16 protein-coding genes and 1 pseudogene are annotated in these 17,662 nt (G+C 65.1%); 10 read left to right on the top strand and 7 right to left on the bottom strand.

Features of this window, described 5'->3' with window-relative positions; all coding sequences use genetic code 11:
* Positions 1–38 precede the first annotated feature (38 nt).
* From ACPJW8_RS01745 to ACPJW8_RS01725, 5 genes are all read right to left on the bottom strand, one after another.
* Positions 39–443: a DUF1304 domain-containing protein gene (locus ACPJW8_RS01745; RefSeq protein WP_330187862.1), complete on the bottom strand. Its 405-nt coding sequence runs from the start codon at positions 441–443 to the stop codon at positions 39–41.
* Between the two features lie 36 nt (positions 444–479).
* Entirely contained in the window at positions 480–1,361 is an 882-nt protein-coding gene (locus tag ACPJW8_RS01740; RefSeq protein ID WP_330187863.1) for a class II fructose-bisphosphate aldolase, read from the bottom strand.
* Positions 1,361–2,773 carry a GntP family transporter gene (locus tag ACPJW8_RS01735; protein ID WP_330187864.1) on the bottom strand — a complete coding sequence of 471 codons (1,413 nt, stop codon included), beginning with the start codon at positions 2,771–2,773 and terminating at the stop codon, positions 1,361–1,363. Before ACPJW8_RS01735 ends, ACPJW8_RS01740 begins: the two co-directional genes overlap by 1 nt.
* A gap of 141 nt (positions 2,774–2,914) precedes the next feature.
* Positions 2,915–3,814 (bottom strand): NAD(P)-dependent oxidoreductase, encoded by a 900-nt coding sequence (locus ACPJW8_RS01730; protein WP_330187865.1) that lies wholly within the window; start codon positions 3,812–3,814, stop codon positions 2,915–2,917.
* 17 nt (positions 3,815–3,831) lie between these two features.
* Positions 3,832–5,346, bottom strand: a complete 1,515-nt coding sequence (locus tag ACPJW8_RS01725) for a four-carbon acid sugar kinase family protein (RefSeq protein WP_330187866.1) — start codon at positions 5,344–5,346, stop codon at positions 3,832–3,834.
* A 174-nt stretch (positions 5,347–5,520) separates the two neighbouring features.
* Here ACPJW8_RS01725 and ACPJW8_RS01720 point away from each other — a divergent pair, with 174 nt between their 5' ends.
* Together ACPJW8_RS01720 and ACPJW8_RS01715 are read left to right on the top strand one after the other, a co-directional pair.
* Entirely contained in the window at positions 5,521–6,225 is a 705-nt protein-coding gene (locus ACPJW8_RS01720; protein ID WP_330187867.1) for a FadR/GntR family transcriptional regulator, read from the top strand.
* 121 nt (positions 6,226–6,346) lie between these two features.
* Entirely contained in the window at positions 6,347–6,556 is a 210-nt protein-coding gene (locus ACPJW8_RS01715; protein WP_330187868.1) for a dodecin, read from the top strand.
* A 90-nt stretch (positions 6,557–6,646) separates the two neighbouring features.
* On the opposite strand, the gene ACPJW8_RS01710 is transcribed toward ACPJW8_RS01715, so the two are convergent.
* Together ACPJW8_RS01710 and ACPJW8_RS01705 are read right to left on the bottom strand one after the other, a co-directional pair.
* The gene (locus ACPJW8_RS01710) at positions 6,647–8,110 is read right to left on the bottom strand and encodes a protein adenylyltransferase SelO (protein WP_330187869.1); all 1,464 of its coding nucleotides are present in this window, start codon (positions 8,108–8,110) and stop codon (positions 6,647–6,649) included.
* A gap of 170 nt (positions 8,111–8,280) precedes the next feature.
* Positions 8,281–8,918, bottom strand: a pseudogene (locus tag ACPJW8_RS01705) (helix-turn-helix domain-containing protein); the annotation flags it as partial.
* A 238-nt stretch (positions 8,919–9,156) separates the two neighbouring features.
* On the opposite strand from ACPJW8_RS01705, the gene ACPJW8_RS01700 reads away from it, so the two are divergent.
* The 8 genes from ACPJW8_RS01700 (at position 9,157) to ACPJW8_RS01665 (ending at position 17,602) form a co-directional block, all read left to right on the top strand.
* Positions 9,157–9,978: an aldo/keto reductase gene (locus tag ACPJW8_RS01700; protein WP_330187870.1), complete on the top strand. Its 822-nt coding sequence runs from the start codon at positions 9,157–9,159 to the stop codon at positions 9,976–9,978.
* A 116-nt stretch (positions 9,979–10,094) separates the two neighbouring features.
* Complete coding sequence (locus tag ACPJW8_RS01695; protein ID WP_330187871.1) at positions 10,095–11,066, top strand: aldo/keto reductase; 972 nt, start codon at positions 10,095–10,097, stop codon at positions 11,064–11,066.
* The gene (locus tag ACPJW8_RS01690) at positions 11,063–12,103 is read left to right on the top strand and encodes an NAD-dependent epimerase/dehydratase family protein (protein WP_330187872.1); all 1,041 of its coding nucleotides are present in this window, start codon (positions 11,063–11,065) and stop codon (positions 12,101–12,103) included. The genes ACPJW8_RS01695 and ACPJW8_RS01690 overlap by 4 nt, the downstream gene beginning before the upstream one ends.
* A gap of 167 nt (positions 12,104–12,270) precedes the next feature.
* The gene (locus ACPJW8_RS01685) at positions 12,271–14,838 is read left to right on the top strand and encodes a rhamnogalacturonan lyase (protein WP_330187873.1); all 2,568 of its coding nucleotides are present in this window, start codon (positions 12,271–12,273) and stop codon (positions 14,836–14,838) included.
* Between the two features lie 29 nt (positions 14,839–14,867).
* A complete protein-coding gene (locus ACPJW8_RS01680; protein ID WP_330187874.1) occupies positions 14,868–15,698 on the top strand; it encodes an aldo/keto reductase in 831 nt (276 codons plus the stop codon).
* 179 nt (positions 15,699–15,877) lie between these two features.
* Positions 15,878–16,144, top strand: a complete 267-nt coding sequence (locus ACPJW8_RS01675) for a GlsB/YeaQ/YmgE family stress response membrane protein (protein WP_330187875.1) — start codon at positions 15,878–15,880, stop codon at positions 16,142–16,144.
* A gap of 112 nt (positions 16,145–16,256) precedes the next feature.
* A complete protein-coding gene (locus ACPJW8_RS01670) occupies positions 16,257–16,832 on the top strand; it encodes a YtxH domain-containing protein (protein ID WP_330187876.1) in 576 nt (191 codons plus the stop codon).
* A gap of 83 nt (positions 16,833–16,915) precedes the next feature.
* Positions 16,916–17,602 (top strand): DUF2510 domain-containing protein, encoded by a 687-nt coding sequence (locus ACPJW8_RS01665; RefSeq protein ID WP_330187877.1) that lies wholly within the window; start codon positions 16,916–16,918, stop codon positions 17,600–17,602.
* Positions 17,603–17,662: the final 60 nt, after the last annotated feature.

The raw sequence follows: 17,662 nt of genomic DNA, 5'->3' as shown, positions 1-17,662 counted from the left end.
TACCCATTCTGGTACCCGGAAGGCCCGCAGGCCAGAGGCTAGGCAGCTACTGCGATGAGCCCCAGGGCCACGGCAAGGAGCGGGGTTACCCCCTGGATGGTGGCGGGCCGCAGGTTCGCTTTGCCACTCAGTGCCAGTACGACGGCGGCAAGTAGCATGGAGCCGCAACTGCTGAAAATGAGGGTCCAGCCAGCCACGGTTGCGCCGGTGCCTTCCCCGCCGAAGGCAACAAGTCCCACACCGATGAAGGCGCCGATGGCCAGGAACAGGTTGTAGAAGCCCTGGTTATAGGCCAGCGACCGGGTGATATCCGCGTGTTCCTGGGAGGGCAGGTTGAAGGTCTTCCAGACTTTGGGTTTGGTCCAGTTAATGGACTCCATGGTGAAGATGTAGACGTGCAGGACGGCAGCGAGGAACGCAAAAACCAGGGAGGCCAGGATCATGGTCCTGATCCTAGCCTCCCCTCGGGAAACACCTGGTCAGCGCGTCAGCATGTCCAGCGCGGAGGTGGCGAATGCGTGGGCGGAGCCGTTCCAGTGGCCCAGCAGGCCCTGGAGGTTTTCGCCGTCCGCACGGTGCGCGGGAAGCTGCTCTTCCAGGGTGGCCAGGACGCCGGTACGCAGCTCGGTGTTGAAGTTGACCTTGCCCACGTTCATGGAGGCTGCCTTCACCAGCTCCCCCGCCGGAATCCCGGAGGCGCCGTGCAACACCAGCGGAACACGGGTCTGCACGGCAATGTCCTGGAGCAGGTCCCAGCGCAGTTGCGGCTCGCCCTTGTATTTTCCGTGGACGTTCCCCACGGCCACGGCCAGCAGCTCAGCACCGGTCCGGGACACAAACTCCTCCACCTGCCCGGAATCGGTCAGGCCCGGCGCGTCTGCATCTCCGGTGTCACCGGCGGTTCCGCCGGAAGCAGGCCCGTCCACGCCGAACGCGCGGTCCTCATCACCTGCCAGCCCACCCAGTTCTGCTTCCAGTACGACGGCGGCACCCAGCAGGGAGCGCGCCTCGCGGACCAGCGCAATGTTGTCCTCGAAAGGCAGGGAAGAACCGTCGGCGAGGACAGAATCCGCTCCGGACGCCACGGCGTCGGACATTACCTTCAGGTCCGACGCGTGATCCAGCTGCACCGCTACGGGGACGCTGGCGGCATCCGCCAGCCCCCGGAGCGCGCTGATCAGCCGGAGGCCGTTCTGCGTGGCCGCGGTCTTGGGTGCCACCAGCAGGATCACGCCCCGCCCGGCCTGCTCGGCCGCGCCCACCACGGCCAGGGCAGTGGTGAAGTCGTAGCAGGTGAAGGCGGGGACGGCGGAGCCCTGCGGCAGTGCGGAGGTGACCAGTTGGTCCAGTCGGGTACGCATCAGACGCTGAGGCCTCCTGCCAGGACCCAGACCAGGAAGGTGAGCGCGAAGCCGGCCAGGCCAAGCGCGGTGGTGAGCACCGTCCAGGTCCGCAGGCCGTCAGCTACGGACAAGCCCAGGTAGCGCGTCACAATCCAGAAGCCGGAGTCGTTGACGTGGCTCAGGCCGAAGGCGCCGAACCCGATCGCAACAAGGATGAGCGCGGTCTGCAGCGGCGAGAAACCGCCGTCGGCCACAGACGCAGCCAGCAGGCCGGAGGTGGTGATGATGGCAACGGTGGCCGAACCCTGCGAGGCACGAAGGACGGCGGCGAGGATAAACGCCATCACAATCACGGGCAGGCCAACGCTCTGCAGGCCTTCGGCGAGGGCCTTGCCGATTCCCGAAACGGTGAGGACCTTGCCGAACACGCCGCCGGCGCCGGTGACCAGGATGACGATAGCGGTAGGGGCCAGGGCGGAATCCATGACCTCGCCCGTGTGCTGGGAGGACCAGCCACGGCGGATGCCCAGGAAGTAGTAGGCCAGGCCCAGGGCCGTCAGGAGCGCGATCAGCGGTGCGCCAACAAAGGCTGCGAGCTGGGCGGGGAAGGAGTCCTTGGGGAGGATCACTGCGCCAACGGTGCCCACCATGATCATCAGGATGGGCAGGACGATCAGCGTGATGATCATGGCCGGGCTGGGTGCTGTCTTGACCTCGGTCTTGACGGCAACTCCACCGTGGCCGGCTTCCTTTTCAACCTGCGAGGTGCCGGAGCCGAAGAGCCGGAACTGCTCGGCCGTGGCAGGGAGCATGGTGAAGTCGCGGCGGTTCAGCTTCCGGGCAAGGAAGTAGCCCAGGACGCCCACGGGGATGCAAAGTGCCAGGCCAAGAATGGTGGCCCAGCCAATGTCCGCGCCCAGGATGCCGGCGCCGCCCACAACTCCGGGGTGCGGCGGAACCACAACGTGGATGGCCAGCATGATCGCGCCAACCGGCAGGCCGATCTTCACCGGGTTGACCCCGGCTGCCTTCGCGAAGCCATAGATGATGGGGATCAGGATGATGAATCCGACGTCGAAGAACACCGGGATGGCCAGCAGGAACGCGGCCGCAGTGAGGGCCGCAATGACGCGGCGCGGGCCCAGCAACTGCGTGAACTTCCCGGCCAGCGCCTGCGCGCCGCCGGAAATTTCGATCATCTTGCCCAGCATGGCACCAAGGCCCACCAGGATCGCGACGGAACCCAGGGTGCCGCCCATGCCTTCGGTGACGGTCTTGATGACGTCCGGGAGCGGAATGCCGGCCACCAGGGCCACTGACACGCTGACCACCAGCAGGGCCAGGAACGCGGGGATCTTGAACTTGATCACGGCCACCAGCAGCAGGGCAACGCCTGCGGCTGCTATGGCCAGAAGAGCGAGAGCGCTCATCGGATGTCTCCTTTGACGGATGGAAGGGGATACTGCCGCCGTCGAGATGGCATTTCGCAGCAATGTTTCGCGTGGGGACTGCTGTGAAGTGCCACCTCGGCGGCGCGGGGGGGCGGGAGTGCAGGTGCGGGACGGAAGGTGCTATTTGGTGCGCTTGGTGGGGGCCACAACCTTGATGACGGCGGAGTCATCGGCTGCGGCGAGTCCCTGGGCCTGGCCCAGGAGGTAGAGCTGCTCGGCGGCGGCGGCCACGGGGGCCGCCAGGCCGGCTGCACGGGTGGCTTTGCCCACGATCCCCATGTCCTTCACGAAGATGTCCAGGCGGCTGAGCACCTCGGCGCCGTCTTCCGTGTAGGCCTCGAGGATGCGGGGACCACGGTTGGAGAGCATAAACGAACCCGCCGCTCCGGCTTCCAGGGCAGCGAGGGTCTTCGCCTGGTCCAGGCCAAGGGCGTCGGCCAGGGCCATGGCCTCGGCCGCGGCGGCGATGTGGATGCCGCAGAGCAGCTGGTTGACCGTCTTCAGTGCCTGGCCGTCGCCGGGCTTGTCCCCCACGATCGTTAGGGTGGACGCCAGGAGTTCCAGGGCCGGGCGGGCCTTTTCCTGTGCTTCGGGAGAGGCGCCAACCACAATCAGGAGGTCGCCTTCGCCGGCGCGCTTGGGCCCGCCGGACAGCGGTGCGTCCACCAGTTCAACGCCGTATCCGGCCAGCTTCTCCACCGTTGCCGGGATGGCTTCGGTGCCTACGGTGCTGCCCAGGATGACGACGGCGCCCGGCTCCAGTACGGAGGCCACGCCGTGCTCGCCGAACAGGACGTCGTTGAGCTGTTCGCCGTTGCGGACAGCCAGCAGCAGGGCGTTGGCACCCTTGGCTGCTTCGCGGGCGGTGGCAAACGTGCGGATGCCTGCTTCTTCGGCCAGCTTCAGGCGCGGTTCGGCAATATCGAAGCCGTGGACCGTGAGCTGCGAGGCCAGGCGGGTGGCCATGGGAAGTCCCATGGCGCCCAGGCCAAGGACGGTGACGGTGTACGTGCTGGTCATGATGTTCTCCATTGAAGCTAGAAGGTGTTGCTGAGTTTCCGGGTCACTTGGGCCAGGGATTCGTCGTCGCCCACGTTGCCGGCGAACACGATGTACGGGATTCCCTTCGCGGGGCCGTCCACGGGCTCCCAGAGGGAGACGATGCCCGGCAGCATGGGTCCGCGGACAATCGCGTGCCTGATTTCCAGCCCATGCGCGGCCACGTCCGAGGAGGTGATCCCGCCCTTGGCGATGACAAACCGGGGCGGGAAGGTCTTGAGGGTCCGGTTCACCACATTGACGACGGCGGCGGATACCGTCCGCGCGATCCGCAGGCTTTCCGCGGGGTCATCGGCCTTAATGAGGAGCCTGCTGGTGTGGACGATGACGTCGCCGGAGTGGAGGGCGTCCACGATCGTTTCCACGGTCTGGCCGAGGTAGGTGTCCGCGCCTTCGCCCAGGAGCTTCTGGACGTCGATCTCCACAATGCGCGCGGCGCTGTGCTGGTCCGTCAGAACCTTCAGCTGGCGGGTGGTTACGCCCACGTGGGAGCCCACCACAATGAGTCCGCCCGCAATCGATGGCGTGTTTCCGGCGTAGGCTTCCGCACCACTGAGTTCCTGGCGGATTTCCTGGCCGATGCGTGCGCGGCCGAACGGCGGGCCCACCCGGTACAGGAGCTTCTTGCCGCGGCGTTCGGCTTCTTCCAGGCCAAGGGACAGGGCGCGGAGGTCGTTCTCGGTGACGATGTCCGCCACGATCGGGGTGGAGTTGGTGGCCGGTTCCAGGGCATCGGCAACCGCCTTGGCGGAAATGGCCGGGTCCCCGGATGCTGCGCCGGCGCGGATGATGTTGAGGTCAAGGACAATGACCGAGCCTGCGGGGTAACGGCCCTGGGACTTCTCCTCCACGTACCTGGCCATGTCCGAGTTCGCGAACCCGAAGGTGGCATCCCTGGCGAATTCGGTCTCGGCCACCGGGGTGAGGCTGCCGGCGTCGTTCCCTGTTCCGCGCATGTAGTGGACACCGCCAATGGTGACCCGCCCGGCGTCGGGGAAGGCTGGGACCAGCACCACGCCGTCGGTGGTTTCACCGGTGACGGCGGCAACCGTGGCCGCAATAACGTCAGGCTCCAGCGGGAAGTGGCCGCGGAGCGTGGAGTCGCTGCGGCTGACGAAACCCAGGCGCAGGGATGCGGCGCCCCGGGTTGCGGCCGCTGTAGAACCTGCCGCGGCCAGTGCGTTGCGCACCACTTCCTCGTTCCGGGCGGCGGCCTCGGCAGGGTCCAGGCTGCGCGTGTTGGTCAGGACGTACACGGCGGGCTTGCAGCCACTGGCGGCGATGTGTTCGAAGGCCCAGGTGAAATCCTCCACGTCCCAGCGGGTGAGCACGGGCAGGTCTGCCACGGACTGCGTGCCGGTGGGGTCGTCGTCGAGCACTACCAGGACGCGGTGACCGTCCGGGCTGGGGGCTGCCACGGCATCTGCCACCAGGCTGGCAGGAATCTGGACCTCGGCCGGGTAGGCGGCCAGGATGTCTGCTTCAAGCGTCACTGCGCACTCCATCGTGTGAAATCTCTGGGACTGGAACTCTGCCACGAACGTCGCATCCAAAGCGGCATATGTAAGATGTCTGACATCTCTCGTGTGAAAATAGTGTGGCACAGGACATAGAGGCGCGCAAGTAGACTTGTCAGACATATTCGCCTTGGGGCGGTGAGGGGAAACATGGCGCGGAAATCACTGGTGGGCATTGTTGCCGACGAGCTGCTGGACCGGATCATTGCCGGGGAATTTCCCCCCGGTTCCAGCGTGCCGGGCGAGCTTGAACTAAGCGCCAGGCATGACGTCAGCCGCATGACGGTCCGTGAGGCCATGAAGACCCTCGAGGCGCAGCGGATCCTCAGCGTGGAACGCGGCCGGGGAACATTCGTGAACCCGCTCAACCGGTGGGCATCACTCGAAGCGGTGCTCCGCGCGGCGTCAGAGGGAAAGAACGAGGCCGAGGCGTCAGTGCAGCTCATTGAACTGCGCAGGATGCTCGAAACCGGGGCGTGTGAGCTGGCTGCGGGGCGGATCAGCGAGGCCGATATCCAGGCGTTGTTCGGCTATGTGGCAACAATGCGCTCGGCCCACGAGGCGGACGACCTGGCCGCTTTCGTGGAGGCGGACCTGGCCTTCCACGACCTCATCCTGCACGCCTCGGAGAACGTTTTTGTGGCAGTCCTGTTCGAGCCGCTGCACAGGGTGCTGGAGAAGCGCCGCACTGAAACATCGGCAGTCCGCGAGATCCAGGTCCACGCCATAGGCCATCACCAGAACATCGCCGAAGCCCTGGAATCCCGGGATTCTTCACGTGCCCGGGAGGCGATGGACGCCCACATGCAGCAGACGCTGGATGACCTGCGGAACCTGGTGCTGGAAACGCCTTAAGCCGCCAGCCAACGTTCCCGCGGGAAGCAGTTGGGCCTGACCTCTGGACCCCCGCTCCAAAGTCCCACTAGTCTTCAGGGACAGCCCTATCGGGATCAACGATGATTGAGGAGCGGCACAGATGCCCAACCATACCTATAGCATTTCGGAGATTGTCGGTACGTCGGACGAAGGTGTGGATGCGGCTGTCCGCAACGGCATAGCCGAAGCCAAGAAGACCCTTCGGAACATGGATTGGTTTGAAGTCAAGGAAATCCGCGGGCACCTGGAGAACGGCGAAATAGCCGACTGGCAGGTCACCATCAAGCTCGGCTTCCGCCTGGAACGCTAACCTCCCCCATCCACCCAACTAAGTAGCAGTAGGTGCCCTTCTGAACGCTCAGAACGGCACCTACTGCTACTCAGTTGGGAGAGGTGGCAATCAGGTCCCGCAGAAGGTCCGGTAGGGGCCGAAACCGCCGGGCGCACCTTCGGTGTAGCGCTCAAGCCCGGGCCGCTCGGTGAAGGGATCGGCCAGCACGTCCAGAAGCCGGTTGAAGGGATCCAAGTCGCCCTCGGTGGCCGCCGCCAGCGCCTCCTCCACCAGGTGGTTCCGGGGAATGTACACCGGGTTAGTGCGGTCCATGAGGTCCGCGTCCGGCCCCAGCGCCCGCCAGCGTACAACCCAGGCATCAAAGGCGGCGAGGTCAAGGACCATCCGGCGCGAAGGTTCGGGCTCACCCCGGGCCGCCCCGGCCAGGTTCCTGAAGAAGGACGTGTAGTCCACCGGACTCTCCTGGAGCAGCGCGGTGAGGCTGTCAATCAACGGTGAGGCATCGGCGTCGTCAATGTTTTCCGGAAGCCCCAGCTTTGCCAGCATTCCGGCAGTCCACGCGGCACTGTACTGGCCACGGAACGCGCCCAATGCCTCCACTGCCAGGTCCACGGCCTTCTGCTCCTCCTCATGCAGCAGCGGGAGCAGCGACTCCGCCAGCCGGGCAAGGTTCCATTCGGCCACCACTGGCTGGTTGCGGTACGCGTAACGCCCGGATTCGTCAATGGAGCTGAAGACGGCCGCCGGATTGAAGGCGTCAAGAAAGGCGCAGGGCCCGTAGTCGATGGTCTCCCCGGAAATGGCCATGTTGTCCGTGTTCATCACGCCGTGGACGAACCCCACCAGCATCCATTGCGCCACCAGCGAAGCCTGTGCCGAGACCACTTCCTGGAACAGCGCCAGGTACGGGTTCCCGGCAGATGCGGCCGCTGGATAATGGCGTTCAATCGCGTAGTCGGCGAGGCGGCGCAGCAACTCAAGGTCGTCTCCGGCCCGCGTGTATTGGAACGTCCCCACGCGCACGTGGCTGGTGGCAATCCGGGTAAGCAGGGCGCCCGGAAGGACGGTCTCGCGCTGCACAGGACGGCCTGTCCCCACTACCGCGAGCGACCGGGTGGTGGGAATCCCCAACGCGTGCATGGCCTCGCTGACCAGGTACTCGCGCAGCATTGGCCCCACCACGGCAAACCCGTCTCCGCCCCGGGCAAAGGGGGTGCGGCCCGAACCTTTCAGGTGGATGTCGCGCAGCCCGCCGTCAGCATGGCGGATCTCGCCCAGCAGGAGGGCACGGCCATCGCCCAGCCGCGGCGAATACCAGCCGAACTGATGGCCGGCATAGGCCTGGGCCACGGGAGTTGCGCCAGGCGGCAGCGCGTTGCCGGTCAGCAGCCGGATCCCCTCCGGGCTGCGCAGGAACGCTGGGTCAAGGCCCAGGTCCGCGGCCAGGGGTTCGTTGAGCGCCAGGAGTTCGGGGCCGGGAACGTCTTCCGCCCGCCATGGAACGGCCAGCTCTTCCAACTGGTTGGCGAATCGCGCCTCAAGCGTGACGGCAGAAAGTGCAGTGTCACTCATCCATCAAGGATACCGGGGCCGCCTTCCAAAGGGGCAGGCGTGGCGACATCCGCTCCCGGCCGGGTTCCGCCGTCGGGCATTCCGGCCGGCGAATCGGCACCCAGGCTGCCCAACAGCGCCAAGGCATCGGCCGACGGCGTTCCGGGCTTTGCCGAATAGACCCTCAGCACCTGTTCGGGATCATCCGGGAGGACAAGGTTTTCAAAGTTCAGTTCCAGATCGCCGACGGCGGCATGATGGAGCCGCACGATGCCCGCGGAGGGTGCCGTGACCCTGTGCCCTGCCCACCATTGGCGGAAGTGCTCGCTGTGCACGGCCAATTCCCCCACCAGCTGGTTCGCCTGGGGATCATTGGGGTGCCGGCCCACGTCAGCCCAGAGCGCGCCGGCAGCCTGCTCAGCCACGGTCTTCCAGTCACGGAAAAGAGCAGGAAGGCCAGCCGGTTCCCTGCCAGCACGTCCGAGCGGCGGCCCAGGATCAGCGCGGGGACGTCCCCCACGGCGTCGAGCAGGTTCCGCAGGGCAGGCCGGATACGCTGCGCGGCCTCCGGGGCCCGGCCGCTGGCCGCGCAATTTTCCAGGAGGTCCATCATGTGGGCGTGCTCGCTGCTGTCCAGGCGCAACGCCCGGGATACGGCCTCAAGGACGGCCCGCGACGGGTGGATGTTCCTGCCCTGTTCCAGCCGTATGTAGTAATCGGTACTGACCCCGGCCAGCATTGCCACCTCCTCGCGGCGCAGCCCGGGAACCCTGCGCGCGCCGGAAGTACCAAGGCCCCCGGCGTCCTCCGGGCTCAACCGGGACCGCATGGCTTTGAGGAATTTACCGAACTCGGCGCTCTGACCCATGCCCACCATTGTGCCCGTCCGCCGGCGCGGTTTTCTACAACGAAGGTAGGACAGCCAGTCCTAGGAAAAACCGGGACACCATCAGGGGCTGACGCAGGCCGGAAAAATACATAAGCTCAATACTGAGCCGCCGCGAAACCGCTTTCTCACGGTGACGCCCAGCCTCAAACACCGCACGCCAGAACCAAGGAGCAACACCATGTCAGAGCTGACCCTGAACAACGGCGTCACCATCCCGCAGCTTGGCCTCGGGGTTTTCAAGGTCCCACCGGCCGAAACCCAGCGCATCGTCGAGGACGCCCTGGAGGCCGGCTACCGGCACATCGACACCGCCGCGGCTTACAAGAACGAGGCCGGAGTAGGCGCAGCAATCGCCGCAACCGGGATCCCCCGCGAAGAAATCTTCGTCACCACCAAGCTCCGCAACGGGGAACAGGGCCAGGCGCAGGAAGCCTTCCTCAACAGCCGCAACACCCTGGGCCTGGACTACATCGACCTCTACCTGATCCACTGGCCGGTCCCTTCCCAGGGACTCTTCACCCAGGCCTGGAAGGAAATGGAACGGATCTACGCAAACAACCAGGTCCGGGCCATCGGCGTCTCCAACTTCCTCTCCGAACACCTGGACACGCTCCTGGAATCCGCCGAGGTGGTTCCCGCCGTCAACCAGATCGAGCTGCACCCCAGCTACCAGCAGGCCGAACTGGCCGCAAAATGCCGTTCGCTGGGCATCGCCGTGGAGGCCTACAGCCCGCTGGGCCAGGGCGGGGACCTCAACGGCAACGCCGTCACCGCCATTGCCCAGGCCCACAACACCAGCACCGCACAGGTGGTGCTGGCCTGGCACCTCGCAACTGGCAACATCGTCATTCCCAAGTCCGCCAACCCTGCGAGGATCCGGGAAAACCTGGCAGCGGCAGAGCTCACGCTTTCCGACGACGAACTGGCCGCCATCACCGCCCTTGAGTCCGGAGCGCGCATCGGATCGGACCCCGCCGTCGCGGCTTTCACGCAGTTGTAGGTCCCCGGCCGGCTCCGGGTCTCAGGCGCCGGGTTTCGACAGGCTCGACCATCGGATACAGGCTCGACCACCGGATACAGGCTCGACCAACGCTTCATCACCGAAAGGATTCCACCATGCAGTACACACATCTGGGCCGCTCCGGCCTGCAGGTTTCCCGGCTGTGCCTGGGCACCATGAATTTTGGCCCGCAGACCGAGGAAGCGGCCGCGCACAGCATCATGGATTCGGCCCAGGAAGCCGGCATCAACTTCTTCGACACCGCCAACGTCTACGGCGGAGCGGGCCACCGTGGCTGGACCGAGGAGATCATCGGCCGCTGGTTTGCCCAGGGCAACGAACGCCGCGAGCGGACCGTGCTGGCCACCAAGCTGTACGGCACCATGACGGACCGGCCCAACGAATCCAAGCTGTCCGCGCTCAACATCCGCCGCGCCCTGGATGCGAGCCTCAAGCGGCTTCAGACGGACTACATCGACGTCTACCAGTTCCACCACATCGACAGGAACACGCCGTGGGATGAGATCTGGCAGGCCATTGAGGTGGCCGTCCAGCAGGGCAAAATCCTTTACTCCGGCAGCAGCAATTTTGCCGGCTGGCACATTGCCCAGGCCCAGGAAGCTGCGAAGCGCCGCAACTACACGGGGCTGGTGAGCGAGCAGTCCATTTACAACCTGCTCACGCGCCAGGTGGAGCTTGAGGTCATCCCGGCAGCCCAGCAGTACGGGCTGGGCCTGATTCCGTGGTCGCCGTTGCAGGGCGGGCTGCTGGGCGGCGTGCTGAAGAAGGAGAACGACGGCGTCCGGCGCACCGAAGGCCGTGCCCTGGAAGCACTGAAGAAGCACCGTGAGCAGATCCAGCAGTATGAGGACCTGGCGGATGACCTGGGCCACGAGCCCGGCGATGTTGCGCTGGCCTGGCTGCTGCACCAGCCTGCGGTGACGGCGCCGATCGTGGGGCCGCGTACGCAGGAACAGCTCGACGCCGCCATCCGGGCTTTGGACGTAACGCTCGACGCCGATGCCCTCAAGCGTCTCGATGGCATCTTCCCGGGGCACCGCACCGCCCCGGAAGACTACGCGTGGTGAATCCACTGCCAGTCGCCACAAATCTGGCGGCAGATACCGTGGCGCCCAGGAACATCCTGTTCGTCGGCGGCACAGGGGTGATCAGCGCGGCGGCGGCGGAACTCGCCGTCGCGCTGGGCCACCGGCTCACCATCCTCAACCGCGGCCAGTCCACGGGAAGGCCAACCCCGGAGGGTGCCGAGGTGCTGCACGCGGACATCCGCGATTCCTCCGCTGTGCGGGAGGTCCTGCAGGGGCGGGAGTTCGACGCCGTTGCTGACTTTATTGCCTTCACTCCGGACCACGCCCGGGCCAGCATGGAGCTGTTCCGGGGGCGGACAGGGCAATACGTTTTCATCAGCTCGGCATCGGCCTACCAGAAGCCGCCCACGCGGTTGCCGATCCTCGAGTCCACTCCCCTGAAGAACCCGTTCTGGCAGTACTCCCGGGACAAGATCGCCTGTGAGGACGTCCTGTTCGAGGCATACCGTTCCGACGATTTCCCGCTGACCGTGGTCCGGCCGTCGCACACTTACGACCGCACCAAGATCGCGATGGTGGGCGGCTGGACGGACATCCACCGGATGCGCCAGGGCCTTCCGATCCTGGTGCACGGCGACGGCACCTCACTGTGGACCCTCACCCACAGCAGGGACTTTGCCAAAGCATTTGTGGGATTGCTGGGGCGCCCGCAGGCTGTGGGCGAGAGCTACACCATCACCTCGGACGAATACCTGCCGTGGAACCAGATCTACCAGCTGTTTGCGCGGGCAGCAGGCGTTCCCGGTCCGCAGCTGGTCCACGTGGCATCGGAAACCATCGCTGCCCACAACCCTGTATTGGGCGCCAACCTGCTGGGCGACAGGTCCCACTCGGTGGTGTTCGACAACACCAAGATCAAGTCCCTGGTTCCGTCCTACGCGGCCACCATTCCGTTCGCGGATGGCGCCCGGGAGATTGTGGCCTGGTACGACTCGCACCCGGATCTGCAGGTTGTAGACCAGGCATACATGGAATTAAGCGACAAGTTGACCGGTATTGCGCTGGCAAGCAACTGACCTGTGTGAACGCGTGTGCGGCTTGGTCCATTCCGGCGGAGCAACGGGATTTACAACGTTCTAAATACTCCACCAGCCGGCGTGGCGCAAGGCTTGTTTTCCACGGCAGCGGGCCACTAAGTTACTGGGGAAGCGTTTTCCCATTCTCAAATTGAAAGGATTCATCGATGAATCCGAACAGGAAATCCGTGCGCAGTCTTTCGGTGGCAGCGGCCGCCGGCGTGGCACTGACCCTTGGCTGCCTGACTACCCCGGCTTCCGCCGTCGGACCCGCGTCCCCCGGCTCCGCGAAAGCTCCCGCGGCGGGCGTTCAGCTTGATCACCTGGACCGCGGCCTGGTTGCCGCGGGAACCAGCGAAGGGGTCTTCCTGAGCTGGCGTCTCCTGGGCCACGAAGCCACCGGCTCAAGCGCAACCGGACTTACCGGCACCGACTTCAACGTTTACCGGGACGGGCAGAAAATTGCCGCAGTCACGGACAGCACCAACTACCTGGACCCGGACGGCACGGGAGAATCGGCATATGAGGTACGGGCCGTCGTCGGCGGCGTTGAACTGGACAAAAGCGATAGCGCAACGTCCTGGGGCGGGAATTTCAGGGACATCCCGCTGACCAAGCCGGCCGACGGCGTGACGCCCGCCGGCGAGGCCTACACGTACCGCGCCAACGATGCCAGCGTGGGCGACGTGGACGGAGACGGGCAGTATGAGTTTGTGGTCAAGTGGGACCCAACCAACTCCAAGGATGTGTCCCAGGTGGGCTACACCGGAGCCACCTACGTGGACACCTACAAGGCGGATGGCACCTTGCTGCACCGCATCGACCTGGGAGTGAACATCCGCTCCGGTGCGCACTACACGCAACTGCTGGTCAACGATTTCGACGGCGACGGCCGCGTCGAACTGATGTTCAAGACGGCGCCGGGCACCAAATCCATCTCCTACAACGCCGACGGCAGCGTGGCTGGCGAATCCTTCATTACCCTCCTGCAGGAGGACCTCGACGCCGGGTACTCCAACTCGGACGACTACCGCATGAGCGCTGCTGATTACTACCAGCATGTGGTTGAGATGTTCCTCGGCTGGAGCGAACACCCGGAGGTTGCGTCCGGCAACTGGCCGGCCACCCTGGAAGAGGCATTCGGCCAGGCAGCCCGGTACCAGTACCCGCTTTCGCGCACCGACGCCGAGCAGCTGGCGGACTACTTCATCGACGAGTACGCGCCCGGCCGCAGCGCCCGGAACAACCTCCGCGCCTTCGAAGGCTTTGTGCTGGACGGCCCGGAATACCTCACGGTGTTCGAGGGCACCACGGGCAAGGAGCTCAAGACCGTGGCCTATGAGCCCGGCCGGCATGATGACGGCCTGATGTGGGGCGACTACGCCATGGGCCGGATTGAACCGGGCAACCGGGTGGACCGCTTCCTGGCGGGAGTTGCCTACCTGGACGGCAAAACGCCCGCCGCAGTGTTTGCCCGCGGCTACTACACGCGCACCACGCTGGCCAGCTACACGTGGGACGGCACCAACCTCAGCCCCGTGTGGAATGTGGATTCCGGCTGGACACCCATGTCCAACCCGTTCAACGACAGTCCGCACGGCGTGGACGGCACCGATCCTGTGTTCGGCAAGCTCACTACGCAAGGGTTCCACTCGTTGAGCGCCGCGGACGTTGACGGCGACGGCAGGCAGGAGATTGTCTACGGCTCAGCCACCATCGACGACGACGGCTCCCTCCTGTACAGCTCGTTCGACACGATGCCGGCACAGAGCGCCACTCCGGGCCAGCAGGCCAGGCTTGGCCACGGCGATGCCATGCATGTTGCGGACATCGATCCGGACCGTCCGGGGAAGGAGATCTTTACCGTTCATGAGGGCGGCACCTGGGCGCCTTACGGTTATGCGATGCGGGACGCTGCCACCGGCGAGGTGCTGTTTGGCGAGTACTCGGGCAAGGACACCGGCCGCGGCATGATCGGTGACGTTGACCCTGATGTGCGCGGTATCGAGAACTGGGCCATGGGAATGCAGTCCGCCTCCGGCGAGAAGATCTCACCCACCGGCAGCGGCACCAACATGAGCATCAAGTGGGCCGCGGACATGACCACCCAGCTGGTCAACGGCTCGCGGGACCAGACACCCACCATTGACGATTGGAAGCGCGGCCGCCTGCTCACCGCAACCGGCACACTCACCAACAACGGCACGAAGGGCACACCCAGCCTGGTGGCGGACGTGGTGGGAGACTGGCGCGAAGAGATGCTGGTCCGGACCGCCGACAGCTCCGCACTACGGATGTACTTGAGCACCGAGGTGACGTCCCACAAGCTGTATACGCTGATGCATGATCCGCAGTACCGCGCCGAAGTTGCACGCCAGAACACCTCCTACAACCAGCCGGCCTACACGGACTTCTATCTCGCCTCGGACATGGACTTTGGCAACGTGCCGCTGCGGGCGGCGTGGACTCCCGGCAGCGTCAGGGCCCTGCAGCAGGTCCTTGATGGCCTGGTGGAGTCCGGTGAAGTCTCCGGTCAGGTTGCCGCCCAGCTCACAGCCAGCGCGCAGCAGGCCACCAAGGCCGTTGACGACGGCGACAGCGCCAAAGCAGGCCAGGCAGTCCAGCGCTTTACCGACTTCCTGGGCCAGCAGAAACGGGCGGACCAGGTAAGCGATCGGGCCAGGACCGTACTGGAATATCACGCCGGCAACATCCTTCGGGCCTTCCAGGGCTAAGCAGGCAGTCCAGGGAGCACACTGTTGATATGACACTTTCACCGCTGATCACGCTCAACGATGGCCACACGATTCCGCAGCTGGGGCTCGGCACCTGGCCGCTGGATGACGAACAGGCCGCTGCCGCCGTCGTGCAGGCAGTGGAAGCCGGGTACCGGCACATCGACACTGCAGTGAAGTACGGCAATGAAAAGGGGGTGGGCGCCGGCGTCCGGAGTTCCGGCGTCGAACGTTCCGAACTGTTCATCACTACAAAACTGGATGGCACGTACCAGGGTCAGGACCGCGCCGTGGAGGGGCTGGAGGGTTCGCTGCGGCGGCTGGGCCTGGACTATGTGGACCTGCTGCTGATCCATTGGCCGCTTCCGGCGCGGGATGAGTTCATTTCCACGTGGAAAACGCTCGAGCGGTTGCAGGCGGAGGGGAAGGTCCGCTCGATCGGCGTTTCCAACTTCAAGCCTGCGCATCTTGAACGGCTCATTGCTGAGACGGATGTGATGCCGGCGGTCAACCAGATCCAGCTCAGTCCGGCCATCACCCGGGCCGAAGAGCGCGCCTACAACGCAGCGCACGGAATTGTTACGGAGTCGTGGAGTCCCCTCGGTGCCGGGACGGATCTGCTGTCTGCGCCGATCCTCGCGGTGCTGGCGGAAAAGTACTCGAAAACGCCTGCCCAGATTGTGCTTCGCTGGCACGTCCAGAATGGCCTGGTGGCCATCCCCAAAACCGCCAGTTCCCGGCGGATGCGGGAGAATCTGGACGTTTTCGACTTCGAGCTGGACCGCTTGGACCTGGCCGAGCTGGCGGTCCTGGATGAAGGCCCTGGGGCTGGGGTCGATTCGGACGTCCGGGGGCACTGAACGGACGCCCGCAGCGCCTCATGAAGGGGAACCCGGCCGGGCCCGAAGTGGCCTCAACAGCGCTGATATCGAATTTCCAACTGGCAAATTGATACTAAGCATGATTACTATTGAGGCAGAAGGACTCAAGCGTATCCGGAATCCGGGTGCCTCCTTTATGAAGGAAGAGGGAAGACAAAATGGGATTTTTTGCATTTCTGATCCTTGGCCTGATCGCTGGCGCGATTGCTAAGGCAATCCTGCCCGGCAGGCAGGGTGGCGGCATCTTCATCACTCTGCTGCTCGGTGTTGTGGGCGCATTCCTGGGCGGTTGGCTCGGAAGCGTGCTCTTCAACGTACCGCTGGGGGAGTTCTTCTCCCTCACGACCTGGCTCCTGGCAATCGGCGGCTCGATCATCGTGCTGCTGATCTACGGCCTGGTCACCAAGCGGAGCGTCCGCAGCTAGCCTAGCTACGGTCAAAAGCCGGCTCCAGGGATCCCTGGAGCCGGCTTTTCCATTCGCGGCGCAAGGCGCCGTCCCAACCCTTTGGTCTCCAACAACCAAGCAGGAGTTCGCCATGAAATCTAAGCTTCTTTTGGGCATCGGCCTCGCGGCCGGCTACGTTCTTGGATCCCGGTCCGGAAGGGCCGCATACGAGAAAATCAAGGCACGGGCCACCGGATTGTGGGAAAGCGAACCCGTTCAGCAAAAGGTGTCCGCCGCAACGGAGACGATCAAGGAAAAGGCTCCCGAAGTCGCCGAACAGTTGGGCGAGGCAGCGCGCCGCGCCGGAACAGTCATCGGCCAGTCCGTCCACCGCGACAGTGACGAGAAGAGTACGACGGCGGCAGGCGCAGCAGGTGCCGGCGCTGCAGTTCCCGGGCACAGCACCCACCCCGGGACGTCGAACCTCAACACGCACATCTCCCCCGACTCCGGCGACTCACCCGCAGCCGGATACGAGACTGCGGAGGGCCTTCCCGAGGCAACGGAAGAACATGACCGCACTGCCGACGTCGCAGGTTCACCTGCCCGGACCTCTGACGTTGATTCTGATCCCGCGTTGAACGATTCCACCGGCCAGGACTGGACTGACGAGGGCGGTGCCACGCCTTCCGGCGCGGCCACGAACACGGGCCCGCGCGAGCCGTAAACTGCGGCTGCCCTCCTTACCGCGGTGGAGTTGCCTGCGGGGTAGTCTCGACGTAGTCGGCTATTGGAAAGCGGGGGTGGCGCGTGAGCGAAGCAGGAAACCAGGGGATCCCGCCGGGTTGGTACAACGACCCGGCGGGATCGTCGCGTCAGCGGTGGTGGAACGGCACTGCCTGGACTGATCAGCTCAGCGACCCGGGGCCGTACGGGGGAAGTACTCCGGGCTACTCTGGACCCGGTCACGCCGCCGGCTATCCTGCGGGCTACCCCGTGGCTGTCTACCAGCCCGAGCGGCCCCGGATCAGTGACCAGACACCCGTCTACAACCCACTGATCTGGATCATCACGCTGCTGCCCCTGGTCACGGTGGCCCTGCTGCTGGCCTGGAACCCGGACTTCAGCACGTTATACGTGGATCCGAGCGGCGACTACAACCCCACCATGGACCCCGGCGCCATTTTCACGCCAGCGTATCTGCTCCTGGTGGGCTCCAGTTTCCCGCTGTACGGCGCCACAGTGGTCCTGGCGTACTTCGACAGTGAACGCCTCAAGAAGGACGGCGTGGTCCGGCCGTTCCATTGGGCGTGGAGCTTCCTGGGGACCGCCGTTTACGTGATCGGCCGCAGCGTGATCGTCCGGAAAGTCGCGCCAGGCCGTGGGCTGGTTCCCGTGTGGGTGCTGATCGGCGTGATCGTGCTCAGCATTATTGTCAGCACCATGAAGATCACGGCCATGACGTCGTCCATGATCAACACGCTCTCCACGTACTGATTTCGCGTACTGATTTCGGACGTCTGGCCCCGTCGGCCGAGGAATGTCACACCCCCTTGG

The sequence above is a fragment of the Pseudarthrobacter sp. J47 genome (assembly GCF_049810315.1).
Classification (GTDB): Bacteria; Actinomycetota; Actinomycetes; order Actinomycetales; family Micrococcaceae; genus Arthrobacter.
Note: the sequence above shows the minus strand (reverse complement) of the source record. Positions and strands in the feature narration are given on the sequence as shown.